This is a genomic window from Curtobacterium sp. Leaf183 (assembly GCF_001424385.1).
Classification (GTDB): Bacteria; Actinomycetota; Actinomycetes; order Actinomycetales; family Microbacteriaceae; genus Curtobacterium.
Map to the genome: position 1 here is coordinate 14,401 of NZ_LMPO01000001.1, position 17,415 is coordinate 31,815.

Consider the following 17,415-nt stretch of genomic DNA (forward strand, 5'->3'; position numbering starts at 1 on the left):
TGCGGGTCAGCTCGCGAGCAGCTGCTGCAGGTAGACGCCGTAGCCGCTCTTCGCGAGCGGGGCGGCCAGCGCCGCGAGGGCGTCGTCGTCGATCCAGCCGTTGCGCCAGGCGATCTCCTCGATGCACCCGATCTTGTGCCCCTGGCGGTCCTCGATGACCTTGACGTACTCGGACGCCTGCATCATCGACTCGAAGGTGCCGGTGTCGAGCCAGGCGGTGCCGCGGTCGAGGACCTCGACGCCGAGGGTGCCCGCTTCGAGGTAGCGCTCGTTGACCGTCGAGATCTCGAGCTCGCCGCGGGCACTGGGCTCGATCGTCTTCGCGATCGCGACCACGTCGTTGTCGTAGAAGTACAGGCCGGGGACCGCGTAGTTCGACTTGGGATGGGCGGGCTTCTCCTCGATGGAGACCGCCGTGAAGTCGTCGTCGAACTCGACCACGCCGTAGGCCTTCGGGTCGGCCACGTGGTACGCGAAGATCGTGGCGCCCTGCACCTCGGTGTTCTTCGTCAGGCTCGTGCCGAGGCCGGTGCCGTGGAAGATGTTGTCGCCGAGCACGAGCGCGACGCTGTCGTCGCCGATGAAGTCCTCGCCGATGACGAAGGCCTGGGCGAGTCCGTCGGGGCTCGGCTGCACGGCGTACTGGATGTCCATGCCGAGGGCCGACCCGTCGCCGAGCAGCGCCCGGAACTGGTCGTTGTACTCGGGCGTGGTGATGACCAGGACCTCGTTGATGCCGGCCATCATCAGCGTCGACAGCGGGTAGTAGACCATCGGCTTGTCGTAGATCGGCATGAGCTGCTTGCTGATGCCCTTGGTGATCGGCCACAGGCGTGTGCCGGAACCGCCGGCGAGGATGATGCCCTTCATCGGGTCTCCTTTACTTGTTCGTCCGGAGGGACTCGGTGTAGGCGATGCACTCGTCGTACGTCGGCAGGAGGCCCTGCTCGGCAGCCTGTTCCAGGGTCGGCGCGCTGGTGTCCTTCTCCGACAGGACGGGCTCGCCGATGCCGTCGGGCAGCTGCAGACCGACGGTGGGGTCGAGGATGCTGATCCCCTTCTCGCGCTGGGGGTCGTAGTGAGCGCTGACCAGGTAGTTCACGGTGCTCTGGTCCTCGAGCGCGACGATGGCGTGCCCGAGGCCCTCGGACAGGTACACGGCGCGGCGGTCGACGTCGTCGATGCGCACCGAGTCCCACTGGCCGAAGGTCGGCGAGCCGACACGGATGTCGACGATGTAGTCGATGAACGCACCCCGCACGGCGGTGACGTACTTCGCCTGGCTCGGGGCGACGAGCGCGTAGTGGATCCCGCGCGCGACACCGCGCGCCGAGACCGACATGTTCACCTGCCGGAGGTCGAGTGGGTGTCCCACCGTCGTCTCGAGCACGTCGGCACGGTAGGCCTCGAGGAAGGCTCCTCGTGCGTCGCCGTGCTGGACGGGGGTGAACTCCCACGCGCCTTGGATCTTCAGTTCGCGGATCTGCACCCGGCGATCCTAGCAACGCGCACCGCCGCTACGATGGCGTGGTTTGTGTACTGAACCGGGGGAACCACCTGTGACATCGCTGCTCGCCCATCTCCGTCGTCACGCAGCCGCCTGGGTCTTCGCGGCCATCGCCGGTGCCGCCGTCTCGGTGTTCTGCGCGGTCGTCCCGGTCGGGTGGGGGCTCGACGAGCAGTCGCACGTCGCACGGGCCTACCAGGTGAGCCGCGGGATCCCGCTCCCGTACCAGCGCGACGACGGCAAGACGCTCGGCGCGGCGGTGCCCGAGAAGATCATGGCGCTCGAAGCAGCGGGGTTCAGTGCGTCCAACGGCGTCGACCGGAGCGCACCGTCCTGGGAACGGGCGGACTTCTCGAACCGCGGCGAAGTGCACCGGCTGAACGCCGCCGTGGTCGAACGCGGTGACCCCACCGTCGACTACGACGTCTCGAACGCGTCGGCATCGAGCTTCGTGCCGTACCTGCCGGCTGCCGTCGGGATGCGCATCGGTTCGGTGCTCGGCGCCGACGTCGGCACCACGATGATGCTCGCGAAGCTGTTCAACGGGCTGGTCTTCGTCGCGCTCGGGGCGATCGCCGTCGCGGTCCTGGCGCCGTTCCGGGCACGGTGGCTGTTCTTCGCCGTCGGGCTCCTGCCAGAGACCGTCTTCCAGGCCGCGTACGTCACCGCCGACTCGTACACGGACGGCATCGCACTCCTGTTCGCCGCCGCGGTCACCCGACTCGCGCTCGATCGCAGACCGGCCGGGGCGCTGATGCTCGCCGGCACCGTGGCGGCGGGGCTCGGCATGGCCGCGGCGAAACCCACCTACGTGGTGCTGGTGCTGGCGCTGCTCGCGATACCGGGTGCCCGGATGCTGCCGGCACGGATCGCCGAGCGGGTCGGACGTCCGGCGCTCGTGGGCAAGGCCGTCGCGGCCGGCATGGTCGTCCTGGTCGGAGCCGTCGCGCTCGTCGTGCTGAAGATGACCGGCAACTCGACGACCGCGATCGCCGCGACCTACGACCGCGGCGCCGACAGCGGTGCGCAGATCGAGTACCTGCTGCACCACCCGCTGCAGGTCCCGGTGGTGCTCTGGCGCACGATCGAGGTCTTCGGGCTGTCCTGGACGGAGAGCCTGACGGGCAACTTCGGGTACAACACCGTCCACCAGGTGGAGCCGTTCGTCACGATGTGCATCGTCACGGTCGTGCTCGCCGCGTTCCACGCCGAGCGGCTCCGACGGGTCGTCGGGCTGACGTTCCTGCTCGGCAGCGTCGTCGCGGGCTTCGCGGTGATCGGCGCGCTCTACCTGACGTTCAACGCGGTCGGCGACCCGATGGCGGTCGGCGTGCAGGGCCGGTACTTCATCCCGCTGCTCGCACCGTTCGTCCTCGGGCTCGCCTCACTGGTGCCGGCGCGCCTGGCGCTGCGGGAGCGTCACGCCGCCGTGCTGTTCCCGGCACTGTCCGTCGTCGCGCTGCTCGCGAGCGGCGTGCTCTGGCTGTCGTTCCTGTACTGACCGCCGCTGTCCCGGTCCTGGTCGGTCGCGGTCTCGATCCGGCTCACACCCGCAAGGTGCGCTCCCAGACGTCGTCGGTGCCGATGAGCCGGTGCGCACGGACGTACTCGTCGGCCTGCCGTCGCGAGCCGGTCTGCACCGCGGCGACCACGGCCTCCCGCCAGGCAGCCGTGGTGTTCGGGACGACCGTCGCCAGCTCGGCGTGGCGACGGTACGGGCCGACGTCGGACAGCACGACCGGCAGGCCGAGGAGCGTGTACTCGACGAACTTCAGGTCGCTCTTGGCGTGGTTGAACGGTTCGTCGACGAGCGGAGCGACGGCGGCGTCCCAGCGCGCGGCGTGCCCGCGGAGCCAGCGGACGAAGGCGGGGTAGTGCCCGGCGCTGTCCGGGACGGGGAGATCGTCATACCAGTCCTCGACGTCCTCGCTGACCCCGACGACCTCGAGGCGGACCGGGCGGCCGTCCGGCGCGACCAGCCCGTCGAAGACCGGGCGCAGCAGGGCGAGGTCGGCGCCGTGGGTGCGGGACCCGGCGTAGAGGACGCGGTGCGGCGCGCCCTCGGTGCGGGCGTCTGCCGGTGTGTCTGCCGGCGTGTCTGCCGGCGTGTCTGCCGGTGTGTCTGCCGGTGCATCGTTGCTCGCGGGTGCGTCCGTCGCGATCGGCGAGGTCCACAGTCGCGGGTCGACCTGGTTCTCGACGACGACGGGGGTGCCGCCGACACGCCGGACCGCCTCGGCGAGTGCGGGCGTGCTGACGATCGTGGTGTCGGCGGCGCGCACCACCGCGGTGACCGACGCCAGGCGGCCGGGGTCGTACTCGGCGCGGCTCAGGCGGTCCCGCGCCTCGTCGGTGAAGAAGTCGTCGTCGACCTCGGCGACCAGACGCGTCCCCGTCGTCCGGAGCCGGTCCAGGAAGGCATCGAGGACGGCAGCCGGCAGGGCGTCCCGCTGCACGAGCACGACGTCGTACCGCGTGGAGTCCGCGCCGGCCGCGTAGGCCGCCGGGTCGACCTGGACGACGTCGGCCCGGCCGGACGCGGCAGTCATCTCGACGCGCTGCACCACCCGGACGTGCGCGGAGGGCGCGTGCAGACCGCCGGCGCCGTGCACGACGTAGCCCAGCACCGGACGACGACCGGCAGGACGCCGGAACCGGTCGGTGAGCCGTCGGAGGAAGCGGGGACGGTCGACGGAGGCCATCCCGCCATCATGACAGTGGCTCGCGCCCGTAGGATGGTCGGGTTGCCCGCCACGCCGACCTCCGAGGACCCGTCACCCACGTGAAGCTGTTCGTGCAGATCCCCTGTCTCAACGAGGAGCACACGCTCCCCGCCGTCCTCGAGACGATCCCGACCTCGATCCCGGGCATCGACGAGATCGAGGTGCTCGTCATCGACGACGGGTCGACGGACCGCACCGTCGAGGTCGCGAAGGCCCACGGTGTCCGGCACTTCGTCCGGCACACCACGAACATGGGGCTCGCACGGTCGTTCCGGGACGGGGTCGACTACGCGCTGCTGCACGGCGCGGACATCGTCGTCAACACCGACGGCGACAACCAGTACCCCCAGGCGCACATCACCGAACTCGTGCAGCCGATCATCGCCGGCACCGCCGAGATCGTGATCGGCGACCGGCAGACCCGCACGATCGAGCACTTCTCCGGCTTCAAGAAGGTCATGCAGCGCTTCGGGTCCTGGGTGGCCAGCCGTGCGGCCGGTCTCGACCTTCCCGACGCCGCCAGCGGGTTCCGCGCCTACTCGAAGTACTCGCTGATCCGGTTGAACATCGTGACCCGCTTCAGCTACTGCATGGAGACCATCGTGCAGGCGGGCTACAAGCGCCTGGCGATCGCGAGCATCCCGATCACCACGAACGCGAAGACCCGCGAGTCCCGGCTCTTCAAGAACATCTGGCAGCACATGTTCCAGTCGGGCTCCGCCATCGCCCGCGTCTACCTGATGTACCGCCCGATGGCGCTGTTCCTCTGGGTCGCCCTGGTGCTCGGTGGTCTCGGCGCCTGGCCGCTCGTCCGGTACCTGGTGCTCCTGGCCATGCACTCCGGCGGCAACCACCTGCAGTCGATCATCCTGGGGGTGGTGCTGCTCATCACGGCGGTGCTCGCGATCGTGATCGGCGTCGTCGCGGACCTGACCCGCCTGAACCGCACGCTCGCCGAGGAACAGCTCGACCTGCAGAAGCTCGCACGGTACGGGGACTGAGGTGACGACGGACAGCCGTCCCACCCGATCGACCCTGCTCTGGGCGGCCGCCGTGGCCGTGCTCGGCGTCGTGGTCGGCGCGGCGGGGTCGTGGATCCCGGCCGCGTGGGCCGACGAAGCGGCCACGATGAGCGGCGTCCGGCGGTCGATCCCGGAACTCTGGCACATGGCGCACAACGTCGACGGGGTTCACTCTTTCTACTACCTGCTGCTGCACCTGTGGTTCGAGGTCGTGCCGTACAGCCCGTTCTGGCTACGGCTGCCGAGCGCACTCGCCACCGGGCTCGCCGCCGGGCTGGTCGTGCTCCTGGTCCACCGGCTCGCCGGGATCCGCCCGGCCGTCGCCGCGGGCATCGTGTACTGCATCCTGCCGCGCGTGACCTTCTCGGCGATCGAGGGGCGCTCGAACGCCCTCACCGCCGCCGCCGCGGTCGGGCTCACCCTGCTGCTCGTCGTCGCGGTGGCCGCCACGGTGGAGCGACGTCGCAGCGTCTGGCTGTGGTGGGTGCTCTACGCGGTCGTGGCGATCGCGGGCAGCGTGCTCTTCGTCTACGTCGCGCTCATCCTCGTGGCCCACGCCGTCACCCTCGCGCTCTGGCAGCTGCGCCGCCTCGCGCGTCGCCGGTCACCGTCCATGGTGCGGCCGGCGGTGTTCTGGCTCGGCGCCGCGGTGGTCACCGGTGCCGCCCTGCTGCCGTTCGTCCGGACCGTCTCCGGCCAGACCGCGCAGCTGTACTGGATGGGTCCGCTGACCATCGGCCCGGCCCTGACCAAGCGGGTCTTCGTCGACCAGTGGTTCCTCGGCTTCGGGGCGTGGGCTCCGGTGCCGTTCGTGCTCATGGCGGTCGGAGCCGTGGCGACCCTCGCGGTGCCCCGGCTCCGGACACGCATCCCCGCGCTCGAGGTCGCCGTGCCGGTCGTCGTCATCCCCACCGTCGTGGTCGTGGCCGTGTCGATCCTGATCCGGCCGTTCTACGACCCGCGCTACTTCACCTTCTGCACCCCGTTCGTCGCGGTGTTGCTCGGGCTGGCGCTGACGTGCCTGCCGTGGCGCACCGCGACCGCAGCGGCGCTCGTCGTGGCCGCGGGCCTGGTGGCCCCGATCTACCTGGCGCAGCGCACCCCGACCTCCAAGGACGACTCCACCTGGAACGTCGCGGCGGCGCTCATCACCACCGAGCGCGCGAAGGAGCCGGCCGGCACCGTCGACGCGGTCTACTACGGGCCACTGCCGAGCCACACCAACCGCACGACCGAGTTCGTCGCGTCGTCCTACCCGCAGGCGTTCGCGGGCATGCGGGACCTGACCGAGCGGCGCAGTGCCGTCTCGATCGGTCAGCTCTGGGCCGACCGGACCACGACCGCCGACCCCCTGCCGAGCACCGAGGGCGTCGACCGGGTCTGGTTCGTCGGCGAGGCGACGCCGGACCAGCCTCGCATCCCGGAGGAGCAGCTCGCCGCGCAGGGGTGGCACGTCGAGCGGCAGTGGGCCGAGAGCGCGTTCACGATCATCGTCTTCGCGCGCGACTGACGGCCCTGGACGACGCCGCTAGACTGCCGGGCGACCGTCGTCGGCACATCGAGCCGACCTCCATCGGCCACGAAAAGGAAACCAGCGTGAAGATCCTCGTCACCGGAGGAGCCGGCTTCATCGGCTCGAACTTCGTCCGCCGCACCCTGCAGGACGCCTACCCCGGCCTCGAAGGTGCCGAGGTCGTCGTCTACGACGCCCTGACGTACTCGGGCAACCTCGAGAACCTCGCCCCGGTCGCGGACTCACCGCGGTACTCGTTCGTGCAGGGCGACATCCGCGATGCCGCGAAGCTCGACGAGGTCGTCCCGACGGTCGACGCGATCGTGCACTTCGCGGCCGAGTCGCACGTCGACCGGTCCGTCCGCGACTCCGGCATCTTCGTGGAGACCAACGTCGTCGGCACCCAGCGCCTGCTCGACGCGGCCCTGCGCCACGGCACCGAGCGCTTCGTGCACGTCTCCACCGACGAGGTCTACGGATCGATCAGCGAAGGCTCGTGGGCCGAGGACCGCCCGCTCGAGCCGAACTCGCCGTACTCGGCGTCGAAGGCCGGCAGCGACCTGCTCGCCCGCAGCTACCACCGCACGCACGGCATGAACCTCTCGATCACGCGCTGCTCGAACAACTACGGGCCGTACCACTTCCCCGAGAAGGTCATCCCGCTGTTCGTCACGAACCTCATCGACGACGTGCACGTCCCGCTCTACGGCGAGGGCAACAACATCCGCGACTGGCTGCACGTCGACGACCACACCCGCGGCATCGCGATGGTGCTCGTCGGGGGCCGTGCGGGCGAGATCTACAACATCGGCGGCGGGACCGAGCTCACGAACAAGGAGCTCACCGAGATGCTGCTCGAGGCAACCGGCAAGGACTGGTCCTACGTCGACCGCGTCGCCGACCGCCTCGGCCACGACCTCCGCTACTCGGTGGACATCTCGAAGATCCAGGCCGAGCTCGGCTACGAGCCGCAGGTCCCGTTCGCGCAGGGCCTCGCCGACGTCGTGCAGTGGTACCGCGACAACCGCGCCTGGTGGGAGCCGCTCAAGGAGCGCGCGGCGCTCGCATGACCCGGTACCTCATCACCGGCGCCGCCGGCATGCTCGGCCAGGACCTCCAGCAGGCACTCGCCGGCCGTGACGTCACCGCGCTCTCCCGCGCGGATCTCGACATCACCGACCAGGACGCCGTCTCCGCGGCGGTCACCGGCCACGACGTCGTGATCAACGCGGCGGCGTACACGAAGGTCGACGACGCAGAGTCCGACGAGGCAGCGGCCTTCGCGGTCAACGCCCGCGGCCCGGAGGTCCTGGCCACCGCCGCGGTCGCCGCCGGCGCGAAGCTCGTCCACGTGTCCACCGACTACGTCTTCGACGGCAACGGCACCTCGCCGTACGCCGAGGACGAGCCGACCGACCCGATCGGCGCCTACGGCCGGACGAAGGCGGCCGGCGAAGCAGCGGTGCGCGCGATCGCCCCGGACTCCTCGTACGTCGTGCGGGCCGCGTGGCTCTACGGTGCCGGCGGTCCGAACTTCGCGAAGACGATGATCCGCCTCGCCGGGTCGCACGACACCGTGAGCGTCGTCACCGACCAGATCGGGCAGCCGACGTGGACGGGTGACCTGGCCCGCCAGATCGTCGCGCTCCTCGACGCGGACGCTCCGGCCGGCATCTACCACGGCACGAACGGCGGCCAGGGGTCCTGGCTCGACTTCACGAAGGCGATCTACACCGAGGTCGGCCTCGACCCGGAGCGGGTCCTGCCGACCGACAGCTCGGCCTTCGTGCGTCCGGCGCCGCGCCCCGCCTACAGCGTGCTCGGACACGACGCCTGGCATCGCGCCGGCCTCGAGCCGATGCGCGACTGGCGGGCGGCGTTGCACGCGGCGGTCCAGGCGGGCGTCCTGGCCTAGTCGGTCCCACCACCGACGGTGCGCGGTCCCGACCGGGGCCGCGCACCGTCGTCTACCGGCGTCTGCCGGTCTCGGCTTCCGGCGTCGGCCTCCGGCGGCTTCCGGCGGCTTCCGGCGGCGACGGGAACGCGTCAGGGGTCGAGTCGGACGATGTCCACTCGACAGGGCGTCGCCGAGCCACCCCGGCTGTCGTCCGTACACGGGATCAGCGCCACGAACGACCCCACCCGGGTCCCGACGTCGGCGTAGTCCCGTTCCGGCTGCCCGGCGTCGTCGTACTGCAGGAAGTACTCGATCCCCACCTGCGAGAACAGCTCCCGCTGCTCGGCCGAGTCGATCGCGTAGCCCTGACCGGACCGACCGTAGGCATGCGCGTCGACCAGCAGCGCCAGGCTCGACGTCACGCGGGTGTTCGTGCCGATCACCCGCGCACCCGCGGGCAGGTCGCCGCTCGCCGCGATGTCCTCGGCGAGCTGACGGATCGGGGGCTTCCCCGGGCCGGTCAGCACGGGCACGGCGACACCGCTGGCGGTGGAGGCCACGAAGGGCGCCCGCGTCCCGAGGACGTTCTGGGCGAAGGACGCCAGGGCGAGCGCGAGCACCACGAGCACGACGACGACCCGGCTGACCACGCCCCGGACGGACGCGGCGCGCCACACCCGAGGCAGCATCACCGTCGCGAGCAGCATGGCCACCGGGAACAGCGGCCAGTAGTACCGGACGTTGCCGCCGGCACTCGAGGCCGACGTGATCGCCGCGTACCCGAGGAAGTAGATGAGCCCGACCACCCCGGTCAGGACGACGAACGGCGACCGCCGGAACCGGACCGCCCCGACGACGAGCGCGGCGGCGAACAGCAGCCCGACCGGCAGGGTCGCCACGTTCGCGTCGGAGATCTTCTTCACGTAGAAGGGGAACGCCTGCAGCCGCTGCGACACGTAGTACCGCGCCTTGCCCGCGAGCGACCGGTCCGGGGTCGTCGCCGTGGTCGCGGCGGCGTCGGCGGTCGGGGTCGAGGTCGGGGCCGGTGTGTCGGTCGGCCGGTCGAACGGTCCCTGGCGGTAGACGTCGGGGGTGAAGTCCTCGTTCGGGGTGGTGGCAGCCGGGTTCGGCGGCACGGGCAGGAACGGCCAGCCCTGGTCGTTCGTGGCCGAGCTGAACTTGTTGCCGAAGTTCACCCCGAACGACGATCCGATCATCACCCCGTCGTACTTGACACTGAGCGCCCCCACCCACGGCGCCGCGGTCAGCGCGAACGCGACCGCCACCACCACCGGGGTGAGCCACGGGCGGCGGATCCGCTCCCGGTCTGGGCCCGTGCGCCGCGCCGACCACCACCGCACGAGCAACCACGCCACGACCGACACGACCGCGACGGGCAGGACGTAGAGCTTGGTGCAGTACCCCAGGGTCACGACCAGCCCGAGCACGGCGGCCGACGCCACACGCGTCCGCACGCCGGAACGCAGTGACCGGTCGGCCCAGCGCAACGCCCACAGGAACACGACGACCCAGGCGACCACGAGCAGGTCGGGGGTGCGCGGGGGTGCGGCCTGCATGACCGCCGGCGTCACGACGACCATGTAGACGAGTGCCGGGACGATGCGTCGGGTCTCGCTCCAGACGAGCCACCCGCCGACGCCCACGACGAGGGCGGCGGCGAAGCAGCTGACCACGCCGATCGCGTCCTCGAGGCCGACCCCGGCCGCGATGAGCGCCGCGGACAACCACGACACCATCGGCGACCAGTACGCGTTGACCGCGTCCGACACGTCCCCACGCGCGTACTGCTGCGCGATCGACAGGTACGAGATCCCGTCGCCGGACGTGACCTGCAGCCGCTGCTGGGCGACGACGACGGCGACGAGCACGACCGCGACGACGAGCACCGCACCGAGGACGACCGAGCCCCTGACCATCGCGAGCGGACGCCGACCGACGGACGCCGCAGCCGTCGGGGCGGTCATCGCAGCGGACGCCGCAGCCGTCGGGGCGGTCAGCGCGGCGGGCGACGCAGCCGTCGGCGGTGTTCGGGTCACCCGACCATCGTGCCATCCGTCCACGCGGGCCCCGAACTCCGGCGCGGCGCTCCCGGCGCACCGCGGCGTCTGCCAGGATCGCTCGGTGTCCACCAGGTCGCTGCCCCTCCGCGTCGCCGCGCTCGTGCTCGTGCTCGCCGCCACCGCGTTCGACCTGTTCTGGCGGCTCGGCGCGCAGACGATCATGAATGACGAGCAGGTCTACGTCAGCGTCGGCTGGCAGTACGTGCACGGGGACTTCACCGGCAACACCGAACACCCGCCGCTGGCGAAGTTCCTGTTCGGTGCGGCGCAGCTCGTCTTCGGCCAGGGCGTGTTCGGTCCCCGGCTGGTCGCCGCGACGGCCGTCCTGGCGACCGGCCTGCTCCTCTTCTGGTGGCTCCGACGACCACTCGGCTTCTGGGGAGCGCTCCTGGCTGCCGGACTCTGGTGGCTCACCCCGCGGGCGATCGGCGCCGCGTGGCCGGACCTGGGCTCGGGGATCGGTGCGCGCATCGACCGGTTCGCGCTGCTCGAGCCGGTGATGGTGGTGTTCGCGGTCGCGTCGCTCGCCTGCGCCTGGGCGTGGACCCGCGAGTGGCGCTGGTGGTGGCCGGTCCTCAGCGGGGTGTTCCTCGGGCTCTCCGTCTCCAGCAAGGTGACGACCGCGGTGCTCGTGGTCGCGCTGATCACCGTGCCGATCGTGCACCGGCGGTGGCGTGCGCTGCTGATCGGTGCGCCGCTCAGCGCGGTCGCGTCCGCGGCGGTCGTCGTCCTGGTCTACGTCCCGCTCGGCGTCGTGGCCCCGATCCAGCGGATGATCGCCTTCCAGACGGCGCACAACGGCGGCGGCCACCGCACGACGATCAACGGCGTCGTCTACCTGCACGCCCCGTGGTGGGCCGACTTCGCCTTCATGGCGAACGGCATCGGGTGGGTGATGGTCGCCGTCCTCGGAGTCGGTGTCCTCGCCGCGCTCGTCGTCCGGCCGGACCGGCTGGTGGTCGTGCTCGTGGTCGCCCTCGCGGCGCTGATGCTGTTCTCGACGGTGGTCGCGCACGTGGCGCTCCCGCACTACTACGACGTCTGGATGCCGTTCCTCGTCGCCCTCGCCGCCGTCGGGTACACGCGCCTCGCCCGGGTCGCCGACCCACGACGACCCCGCGCCCCCCGGCGATCGGCCACCGAGGGCCGCGTGCGAGCACGACGCCCCTCCGTCTCGACCGCGGGCGTCGTGATGCGGGTGGTCGCGACGGCGCTCGCCCTCGCCGCCGTCGTCCCCGCAGCGACCCTCGCCTCGACGATCGCAGCCGCGCGGCCCGCCGGGATCGCCTTGCTGGGCGACGCGCTGCGCGCGGAGGGCATGCCCGCCGACCACCGGGTCCTGTTCGTGAAGTACGGCTCGACGTGGGGCGTGTACTTCCGCGGGCACGCATCCGGCAAGCCGGAGGACGGGAAGTTCGGTGCGCTCGCCATCGGACCGGACATCCGGTACCCGGTCACACCCGAGGTCCGGTCGTTCCTGGCGGAGAACCGCAGCCGGCTCGAACACGTCCGGGTCGACTACCTCGACGTGTGGGTGCTGCGGGACGGGGCCGAGTTCGCCCAGCAAGACGGCCGGTTCGTGATCCAGGGCTGACACGCGACCCCGCTCGCCCGGGGTGGCGCCCTCACCGAGTGCCGATCCCCGCCTGCTAGTCTCTGGCAGCCCGTTGCCCGCCACCTCTCGAGGAGCCCCGTGACCACACTCCGAGTGATCGTGGACCAGGTCGTCGCACCGGTCCCCGGCGGCATCGGACGGTACGCGGAAGAACTGACGCGTCAGCTCGTCGCGACCGCGCCGACCGGCTGCGACGTCGAAGCGGTGGTGTCCGCGGTGTCGCCGGCGGACCTGGCCCACATCCGGACCCTCCTGCCCGGACTCGGCGGTGTCGACCGCCTCGCACTCCCCCGACGCGAACTCGCGCTCGCCTGGCAGGGCGGCATGGCACGCGGTGCGTCCCACGGCATGCTGCACGCCCCGAGCGTGATGGCGCCGCTCGTCAAGCACAACCGCTTCCAGGAGCCCGGGCGGCAGACGGTGGTGACCGTGCACGACACCGTGCCGTGGACCCACCCGGAGACGCTCACGTCGCGCGGGGTGCACTTCCACAAGGCGATGGTCAAGCGCGCGTGGAAACACGCGGACGCGGTCGTCGTGCCCACCCACGCGGTGGCGGCGGCGCTCAACGACATCCACCGGTTCGACGACCGGTTGCGGGTAATCGGCGGCGCCCCCTCCGGGCGGCTCCGGGTCCCGGTCGACGCCGACCTCCGTGCCGAGCGGCTCGGGCTGCCCGACCGGTACGTCCTGGCTGTCGGCACGCTCGAGCCGCGCAAGGGCCTGCAGCACCTGATCGAGGCCATGGCGCACCCGGACGCACCGTCCGACGTCCCGCTCGTGATCAGCGGCCCCGACGGCTGGGGCGACGTCGACGTCGTGGGCATCGCCGAACAGGCGGGCCTGCCCCAGGACCGCGTCAAGGTCCTCGGACGCGTCGGCGACACCGACCTCGCCGTCGTCTACGACCGCGCGACGGTCTTCGTCTTCCCGAGCCTCGCCGAGGGGTTCGGGCTCCCCGTCGTCGAGGCGATGAGCCTCGGCACGCCGGTCATCCACTCCGACGACCCCGCAGTGCGCGAAGTGGCCTCCGACGCCGGTGTGACGGTCGCCCTGGAACCCCGGACCGGGTACGCCGAGCGCCTCGCACAGGCGGTCTACCAGGTCGTCAACGACCCGCTGCTCCGCGGCCACCTGGCCATCGCGGGCCCCGACCGGGCGCGGATGTTCGACTGGCGGGACTCCGCCACCGAGACGTGGCAGCTGCACGCCGACCTCTGACCGGGGAACGTGCGGACGGGCATCGTCGACCCGTCAGGACGACACACGTCAGTTAGGCTTCCCCGGAACACGGCCGGGGCACGTCCGTTCCCGGCATCTCTGACAGGGGAGCGAACCGGATGCGTGCGACTGCGCGACGAACCACCACGACGGCGGCGGTGATCACAGCGGGCCTGCTGGTGACCGTCGCGATCTCCGGGCCGGCCGACGCCGCCAGCGGCCCGGCACCGACGACCGCCACGACGAACACCGTCAGTACGACGAACACCACGACCGACGGCGACCCGTCGCTCGCGACGCAGGACGCGACGGGGAACCACACGATGGGCTCGAGCATCGACGCGCACGCGGCCGCGACGGGTGCGGCTGCCGGCACGACGACGCTCGCGGCACCGCAGGCCCGCGCCGCAGCCTCCGGTCCGCCGCCCGGCAAGCTGCAGGGCATGGACGTCAGCGCCTGGCAGCCCGACGCCGACTTCCGGACCGCCTACGCCAACGGTGCGCGCTTCGCGTACATCAAGGCGTCCGAGGGCACGACCTACACGAGCCGGACCTACCAGAAGCAGTACTTCGACGCGGCGCAGGCCGGCATGGTCCGCGGCGGCTACGCCTACGCCCAGCCGAGCCAGGCGAGCGGACGCGCGACCGCGGACTTCTTCTTCGCCTCCGGCGGCGGGTGGAGCGACGACGACATCACGCTGCCACCGCTGCTCGACATCGAGTACGGCAACGCGTCGCAGGGCACCTGCTACGGCCTGAGCTGGGGCGCGATGCGGACCTGGATCCACGACTTCTCGGACCGCGTGTACGAGCGCATCCACCGCTACCCGGCGATCTACACGACCACCGACTGGTGGAAGCGCTGCACGAACAACAGCCGGCAGTTCTCGGACAACCCGCTGTTCGTGGCGATCTACCCCGTGAACGACTTCACCTCGCCCGGCGAGCTCGGCCACAGCTGGACGAAGTGGAAGTTCTGGCAGTGGCGGGCCGAGGGCACGTTCCCCGGCGACCAGGACGTCTACGAGAGCACGATCGGCAACCTGCACCTGTTCGCGCGCAAGCACGAGTAGCCGGCCCGGGAGGATCGGTGGCGAGGGCCGGCACCACACGGTGCCGGCCCTCGGCGTCACTGGAGCTGGGCCCGGAGTGCGGCCGCCTTCTGCTCGACGACCTGCTCGAGGCCCTCGGCGTACTCGGCGAGGCGGGCCGACACGGCCGGGTCGCCCGATCCGATGATGCGTGCGGCGAGCAGCCCGGCGTTCGCCGCGCCGTTGATCGCCATCGTCGCGACCGGGATGCCGGCCGGCATCTGCACGATGGACAGCAGCGAGTCCAGACCGTCCAGGCGTGCCAGCTGTACGGGCACGCCGATCACGGGCAGCGTCGTGAGGGACGCGACCATGCCCGGCAGGTGCGCCGCTCCCCCGGCTCCCGCGATGACCACGCGGACCCCGCGCCCGGCTGCGGCCCTGGCGTAGCGGACCATCTTGTCCGGGGTGCGGTGTGCCGAGACGACGTCGGCCTCGAAGGCGATGCCGAGCTCGGTCAGGATGTCGGCGGCGGCGCGCATCGTCGGCCAGTCCGAGTCGGAGCCCATGACGATGGAGACGAGCGGCGCGGGAGCGGTGGTGTCGGTCACCCGACGAGGCTAGCGGAGCACGACCCTGGCCCACCCGGGTCGCCGTGTCAGGGCACGCGCACCGTCCGGCAGCCCAGCGCCTTGTCCCCGCCGCTCCCCGCCCCGACCGCGGTCACGCAGAACGTGTGCGTCCCGGAGGACGACGGGATCCGCCCGGAGAACCCGTGTGCGGGACCCGATCCCCACGTCGCGTCGACGTCTGGCCGGCTGGCGTCCGCCGTGAGCACGGTCGTGCTCGGCCTGCCGTCGACGGTCACCCGCACGGTCAGCCCCCGGGCGATCGCATCCCGGTCGAACACCCACCCGGTGACGGTCGTCCGGTGGTAGGACAGCGCGGACACGGACTCGAGCGAGCCCCACGGCGCACTCGCCGCGACGGTGAGCGTCGAGCACGTGGACCGCACATCGGCCCCGGCACCCTGGTTCCGCGCGACCGCGCACACGGTGTGCTGCCCGGCCGCCGCGGGCACGACGGTCCGGTACCCGTGCCGGGTGCCGCTCCCGGTCGGAGCGGTGACGTCCGGCCGGTCGATCGTGGTCGTGACGCTCCGGACCCGCTTGCCGTCGACGGTGAGGTCCACCGCGACGGGCGCGGTGCCGGCGTCCGGGTCGGCAGCCCAGCCGGTGACGTCGATGCCGGCGCGCACGACCGTCGCCCGGTCGATCCGGACGACCGGGTCGTCCCCGTAGACGACGACGTCCTCGCAGCCCAGTCGGCGGTCCGCACCGGCGGCCGCTCCGACGGCGGTCACGCACACCGACCGGACACCGGACGCCGGACCGGAGGCAGCGACGGCGACCGTGGCGTCGTAGCCGTGGTCGGCGCCCACCCCGTAGTCGTCGTCGATGTCCTGCCGCGGGCGGTCGGCCGCGAGCGTCGACACCACCGAGCCGTCGACGCTGACCCGCACGTCCACCGTCGCTGCGGTGTCGTGCTGGTCGTACGCCCACCCCTGCACCCGGACCGCGCGGGTCCCGCCGGTGGCGGCGTCGAGCGTGCCCACGGGTGCGCGCACCGCCGGCGGCGCGCCGAGCGCGGCGTTCGCGACCAGGGCCTGTGCGTACGCCGACCACCACTTGCCCGCGGCCGGAGCGCCACCGCAGGTGCCGTCGCTCGCACCGGGCGTCTTCACCCACAGCAGCGCGTCGAGCGCGGTGCCGTCGGTGACCACGCGCGGGGTCGTCCCGAGACCGGCACCGGGGCCGTTGCACCAGGTCCCGCGCCACCCCTGCCCGTTGCGCGACGTGTCGATGACGTAGTGCGAGCCGCCGGTCAGCGACGACACCTTCTGCGCGTAGGCCTGCTCCTGTGCGGTCGGGTAGTAGTTCGCGACGTTCGTGAAGAACCCGCGGGCGCCCTGGACACCGGCGCTGTTCAACCGTGCGGCGATCACGGCAGGCTGTACCCAGTTCGAGTTCCCCGCGTCGAGGTACGCGGGGATCCCGGCCGCGGTGAAGGCCGCGACCTCGCGGGACAGGATCCGGTACCGCTGCTGGTCGAGCACGGTCGTGCAGGCCGCGTTGCTGAGCATCGCCAGTGCGTCCGGCTCGACGACGACCGCGGCGCGCTTGCCCGCCAGTCGGGCGACGATCTGGTCCACCCACGCGTCGTACGACGCCTCGTCGAAGCCCCCGGCGGAGTAGCCGCCGCAGTCCCGCTGCGGGATCGCGTAGGTGACGAAGACCGCGGTGGTGCCGTTCGCCGCCGCACCCGCGGTCGCCTGGTCGAGCGTCCGGGTCAGAGCCGCCCCGGTGGTCCACTCGCCGAGCCAGGTCGCGACCGGGTACTTCGCGATCGTGGCGGCGGCGCGTGCGCCGGCGGGGTCCGTGGTCGCGAGCGCGGTGGCGTTCTTCGCGGCCTCACTCGTGGGTGGGTTGTACTGTCCGTTCCCGTACAGCTGCGCTGACGAGGCCGACCGGATCTGCGCCGCGGTGGTGGCCGCGGACGCCCAGGTCGGGACCGACACGACGCCGGCGACGCTGAGGAGCGCGACGGCGCCCGCGATGAACTGGTGACGGCGCACTGCGCGACTCCCCCTCGGACTCTCGACCCGGACAGCCCAATGGCACCACGCTCGTCCGCGCGCCGACAGTCGCCAGAGCGGGTGCCACCTGGTCGGGTGGCACGCGTCCTGCGGACGGTCGACGGACGGGAGGCCCGGTGCACCGGTACGACGCGACGTGCGTCGTCGAG

The 17,415-nt window shown here is 71.8% G+C and carries 14 protein-coding genes; 8 read left to right on the top strand and 6 right to left on the bottom strand.

All coding sequences use genetic code 11. The features are described 5' to 3' along the window. Positions 1-6: 6 nt before the first annotated feature. Both rfbA and ASG04_RS00060 read right to left on the bottom strand, forming a co-directional pair. Positions 7-870, bottom strand: a complete 864-nt coding sequence (gene rfbA / locus ASG04_RS00055; RefSeq protein WP_056118518.1) for a glucose-1-phosphate thymidylyltransferase RfbA — start codon at positions 868-870, stop codon at positions 7-9. A 10-nt stretch (positions 871-880) separates the two neighbouring features. After that, a complete protein-coding gene (locus ASG04_RS00060) occupies positions 881-1,489 on the bottom strand; it encodes a dTDP-4-dehydrorhamnose 3,5-epimerase family protein (protein ID WP_056118521.1) in 609 nt (202 codons plus the stop codon). Between the two features lie 70 nt (positions 1,490-1,559). Here ASG04_RS00060 and ASG04_RS00065 point away from each other — a divergent pair, with 70 nt between their 5' ends. After that, complete coding sequence (locus ASG04_RS00065) at positions 1,560-3,008, top strand: DUF2142 domain-containing protein (protein WP_056118523.1); 1,449 nt, start codon at positions 1,560-1,562, stop codon at positions 3,006-3,008. Positions 3,009-3,051: 43 nt separating this feature from the next. Here the strand turns inward: ASG04_RS00065 and ASG04_RS00070 are convergent, their stop codons facing one another. Then, a complete protein-coding gene (locus ASG04_RS00070; RefSeq protein WP_056118526.1) occupies positions 3,052-4,209 on the bottom strand; it encodes a hypothetical protein in 1,158 nt (385 codons plus the stop codon). A gap of 80 nt (positions 4,210-4,289) precedes the next feature. Between ASG04_RS00070 and ASG04_RS00075 the strand changes: the two genes are divergently transcribed. The 4 genes from ASG04_RS00075 to rfbD all read left to right on the top strand — a co-directional run bounded on the left by ASG04_RS00075 (position 4,290) and on the right by rfbD (position 8,680). Beyond that, positions 4,290-5,231, top strand: coding sequence for a glycosyltransferase family 2 protein (locus ASG04_RS00075; protein ID WP_056118530.1), 942 nt, complete (start codon positions 4,290-4,292; stop codon positions 5,229-5,231). Position 5,232: 1 nt separating this feature from the next. After that, on the top strand, positions 5,233-6,762 hold the full coding sequence (locus tag ASG04_RS00080) for a glycosyltransferase family 39 protein (protein WP_056118532.1): 1,530 nt from the start codon (positions 5,233-5,235) through the stop codon (positions 6,760-6,762). Between the two features lie 86 nt (positions 6,763-6,848). After that, positions 6,849-7,835 (top strand): dTDP-glucose 4,6-dehydratase, encoded by a 987-nt coding sequence (gene rfbB / locus ASG04_RS00085; protein WP_056118536.1) that lies wholly within the window; start codon positions 6,849-6,851, stop codon positions 7,833-7,835. Further along, a complete protein-coding gene (rfbD, locus tag ASG04_RS00090; RefSeq protein ID WP_056118539.1) occupies positions 7,832-8,680 on the top strand; it encodes a dTDP-4-dehydrorhamnose reductase in 849 nt (282 codons plus the stop codon). Before rfbB ends, rfbD begins: the two co-directional genes overlap by 4 nt. A 131-nt stretch (positions 8,681-8,811) precedes the next feature. Here the strand turns inward: rfbD and ASG04_RS00095 are convergent, their stop codons facing one another. Beyond that, positions 8,812-10,719: a hypothetical protein gene (locus tag ASG04_RS00095; RefSeq protein WP_056118543.1), complete on the bottom strand. Its 1,908-nt coding sequence runs from the start codon at positions 10,717-10,719 to the stop codon at positions 8,812-8,814. 85 nt (positions 10,720-10,804) lie between these two features. Between ASG04_RS00095 and ASG04_RS00100 the strand changes: the two genes are divergently transcribed. The 3 genes from ASG04_RS00100 (at position 10,805) to ASG04_RS00110 (ending at position 14,652) form a co-directional block, all read left to right on the top strand. After that, entirely contained in the window at positions 10,805-12,337 is a 1,533-nt protein-coding gene (locus ASG04_RS00100) for an ArnT family glycosyltransferase (RefSeq protein ID WP_056118546.1), read from the top strand. Positions 12,338-12,436: 99 nt separating this feature from the next. Further along, positions 12,437-13,579: a glycosyltransferase family 4 protein gene (locus ASG04_RS00105; protein WP_056118549.1), complete on the top strand. Its 1,143-nt coding sequence runs from the start codon at positions 12,437-12,439 to the stop codon at positions 13,577-13,579. A 158-nt stretch (positions 13,580-13,737) separates the two neighbouring features. Further along, positions 13,738-14,652: a GH25 family lysozyme gene (locus tag ASG04_RS00110; RefSeq protein ID WP_056118552.1), complete on the top strand. Its 915-nt coding sequence runs from the start codon at positions 13,738-13,740 to the stop codon at positions 14,650-14,652. 56 nt (positions 14,653-14,708) lie between these two features. On the opposite strand, the gene purE is transcribed toward ASG04_RS00110, so the two are convergent. Together purE and ASG04_RS00120 are read right to left on the bottom strand one after the other, a co-directional pair. Then, the gene (gene purE / locus ASG04_RS00115) at positions 14,709-15,221 is read right to left on the bottom strand and encodes a 5-(carboxyamino)imidazole ribonucleotide mutase (RefSeq protein ID WP_235515376.1); all 513 of its coding nucleotides are present in this window, start codon (positions 15,219-15,221) and stop codon (positions 14,709-14,711) included. 47 nt (positions 15,222-15,268) lie between these two features. Continuing rightward, positions 15,269-17,245: a glycoside hydrolase family 6 protein gene (locus tag ASG04_RS00120; protein WP_056118556.1), complete on the bottom strand. Its 1,977-nt coding sequence runs from the start codon at positions 17,243-17,245 to the stop codon at positions 15,269-15,271. Positions 17,246-17,415 lie beyond the last annotated feature (170 nt).

Excerpts from the sequence above, each read along its gene's own strand:
- rfbA (WP_056118518.1), bottom strand. The coding sequence starts at position 870 with ATGAAGGGCATCATCCTCGCCGGCGGTTCCGGCACACGCCTGTGGCCG.
- ASG04_RS00070 (WP_056118526.1), bottom strand. The coding sequence starts at position 4,209 with ATGGCCTCCGTCGACCGTCCCCGCTTCCTCCGACGGCTCACCGACCGG.
- rfbD (WP_056118539.1), top strand. The coding sequence starts at position 7,832 with ATGACCCGGTACCTCATCACCGGCGCCGCCGGCATGCTCGGCCAGGAC.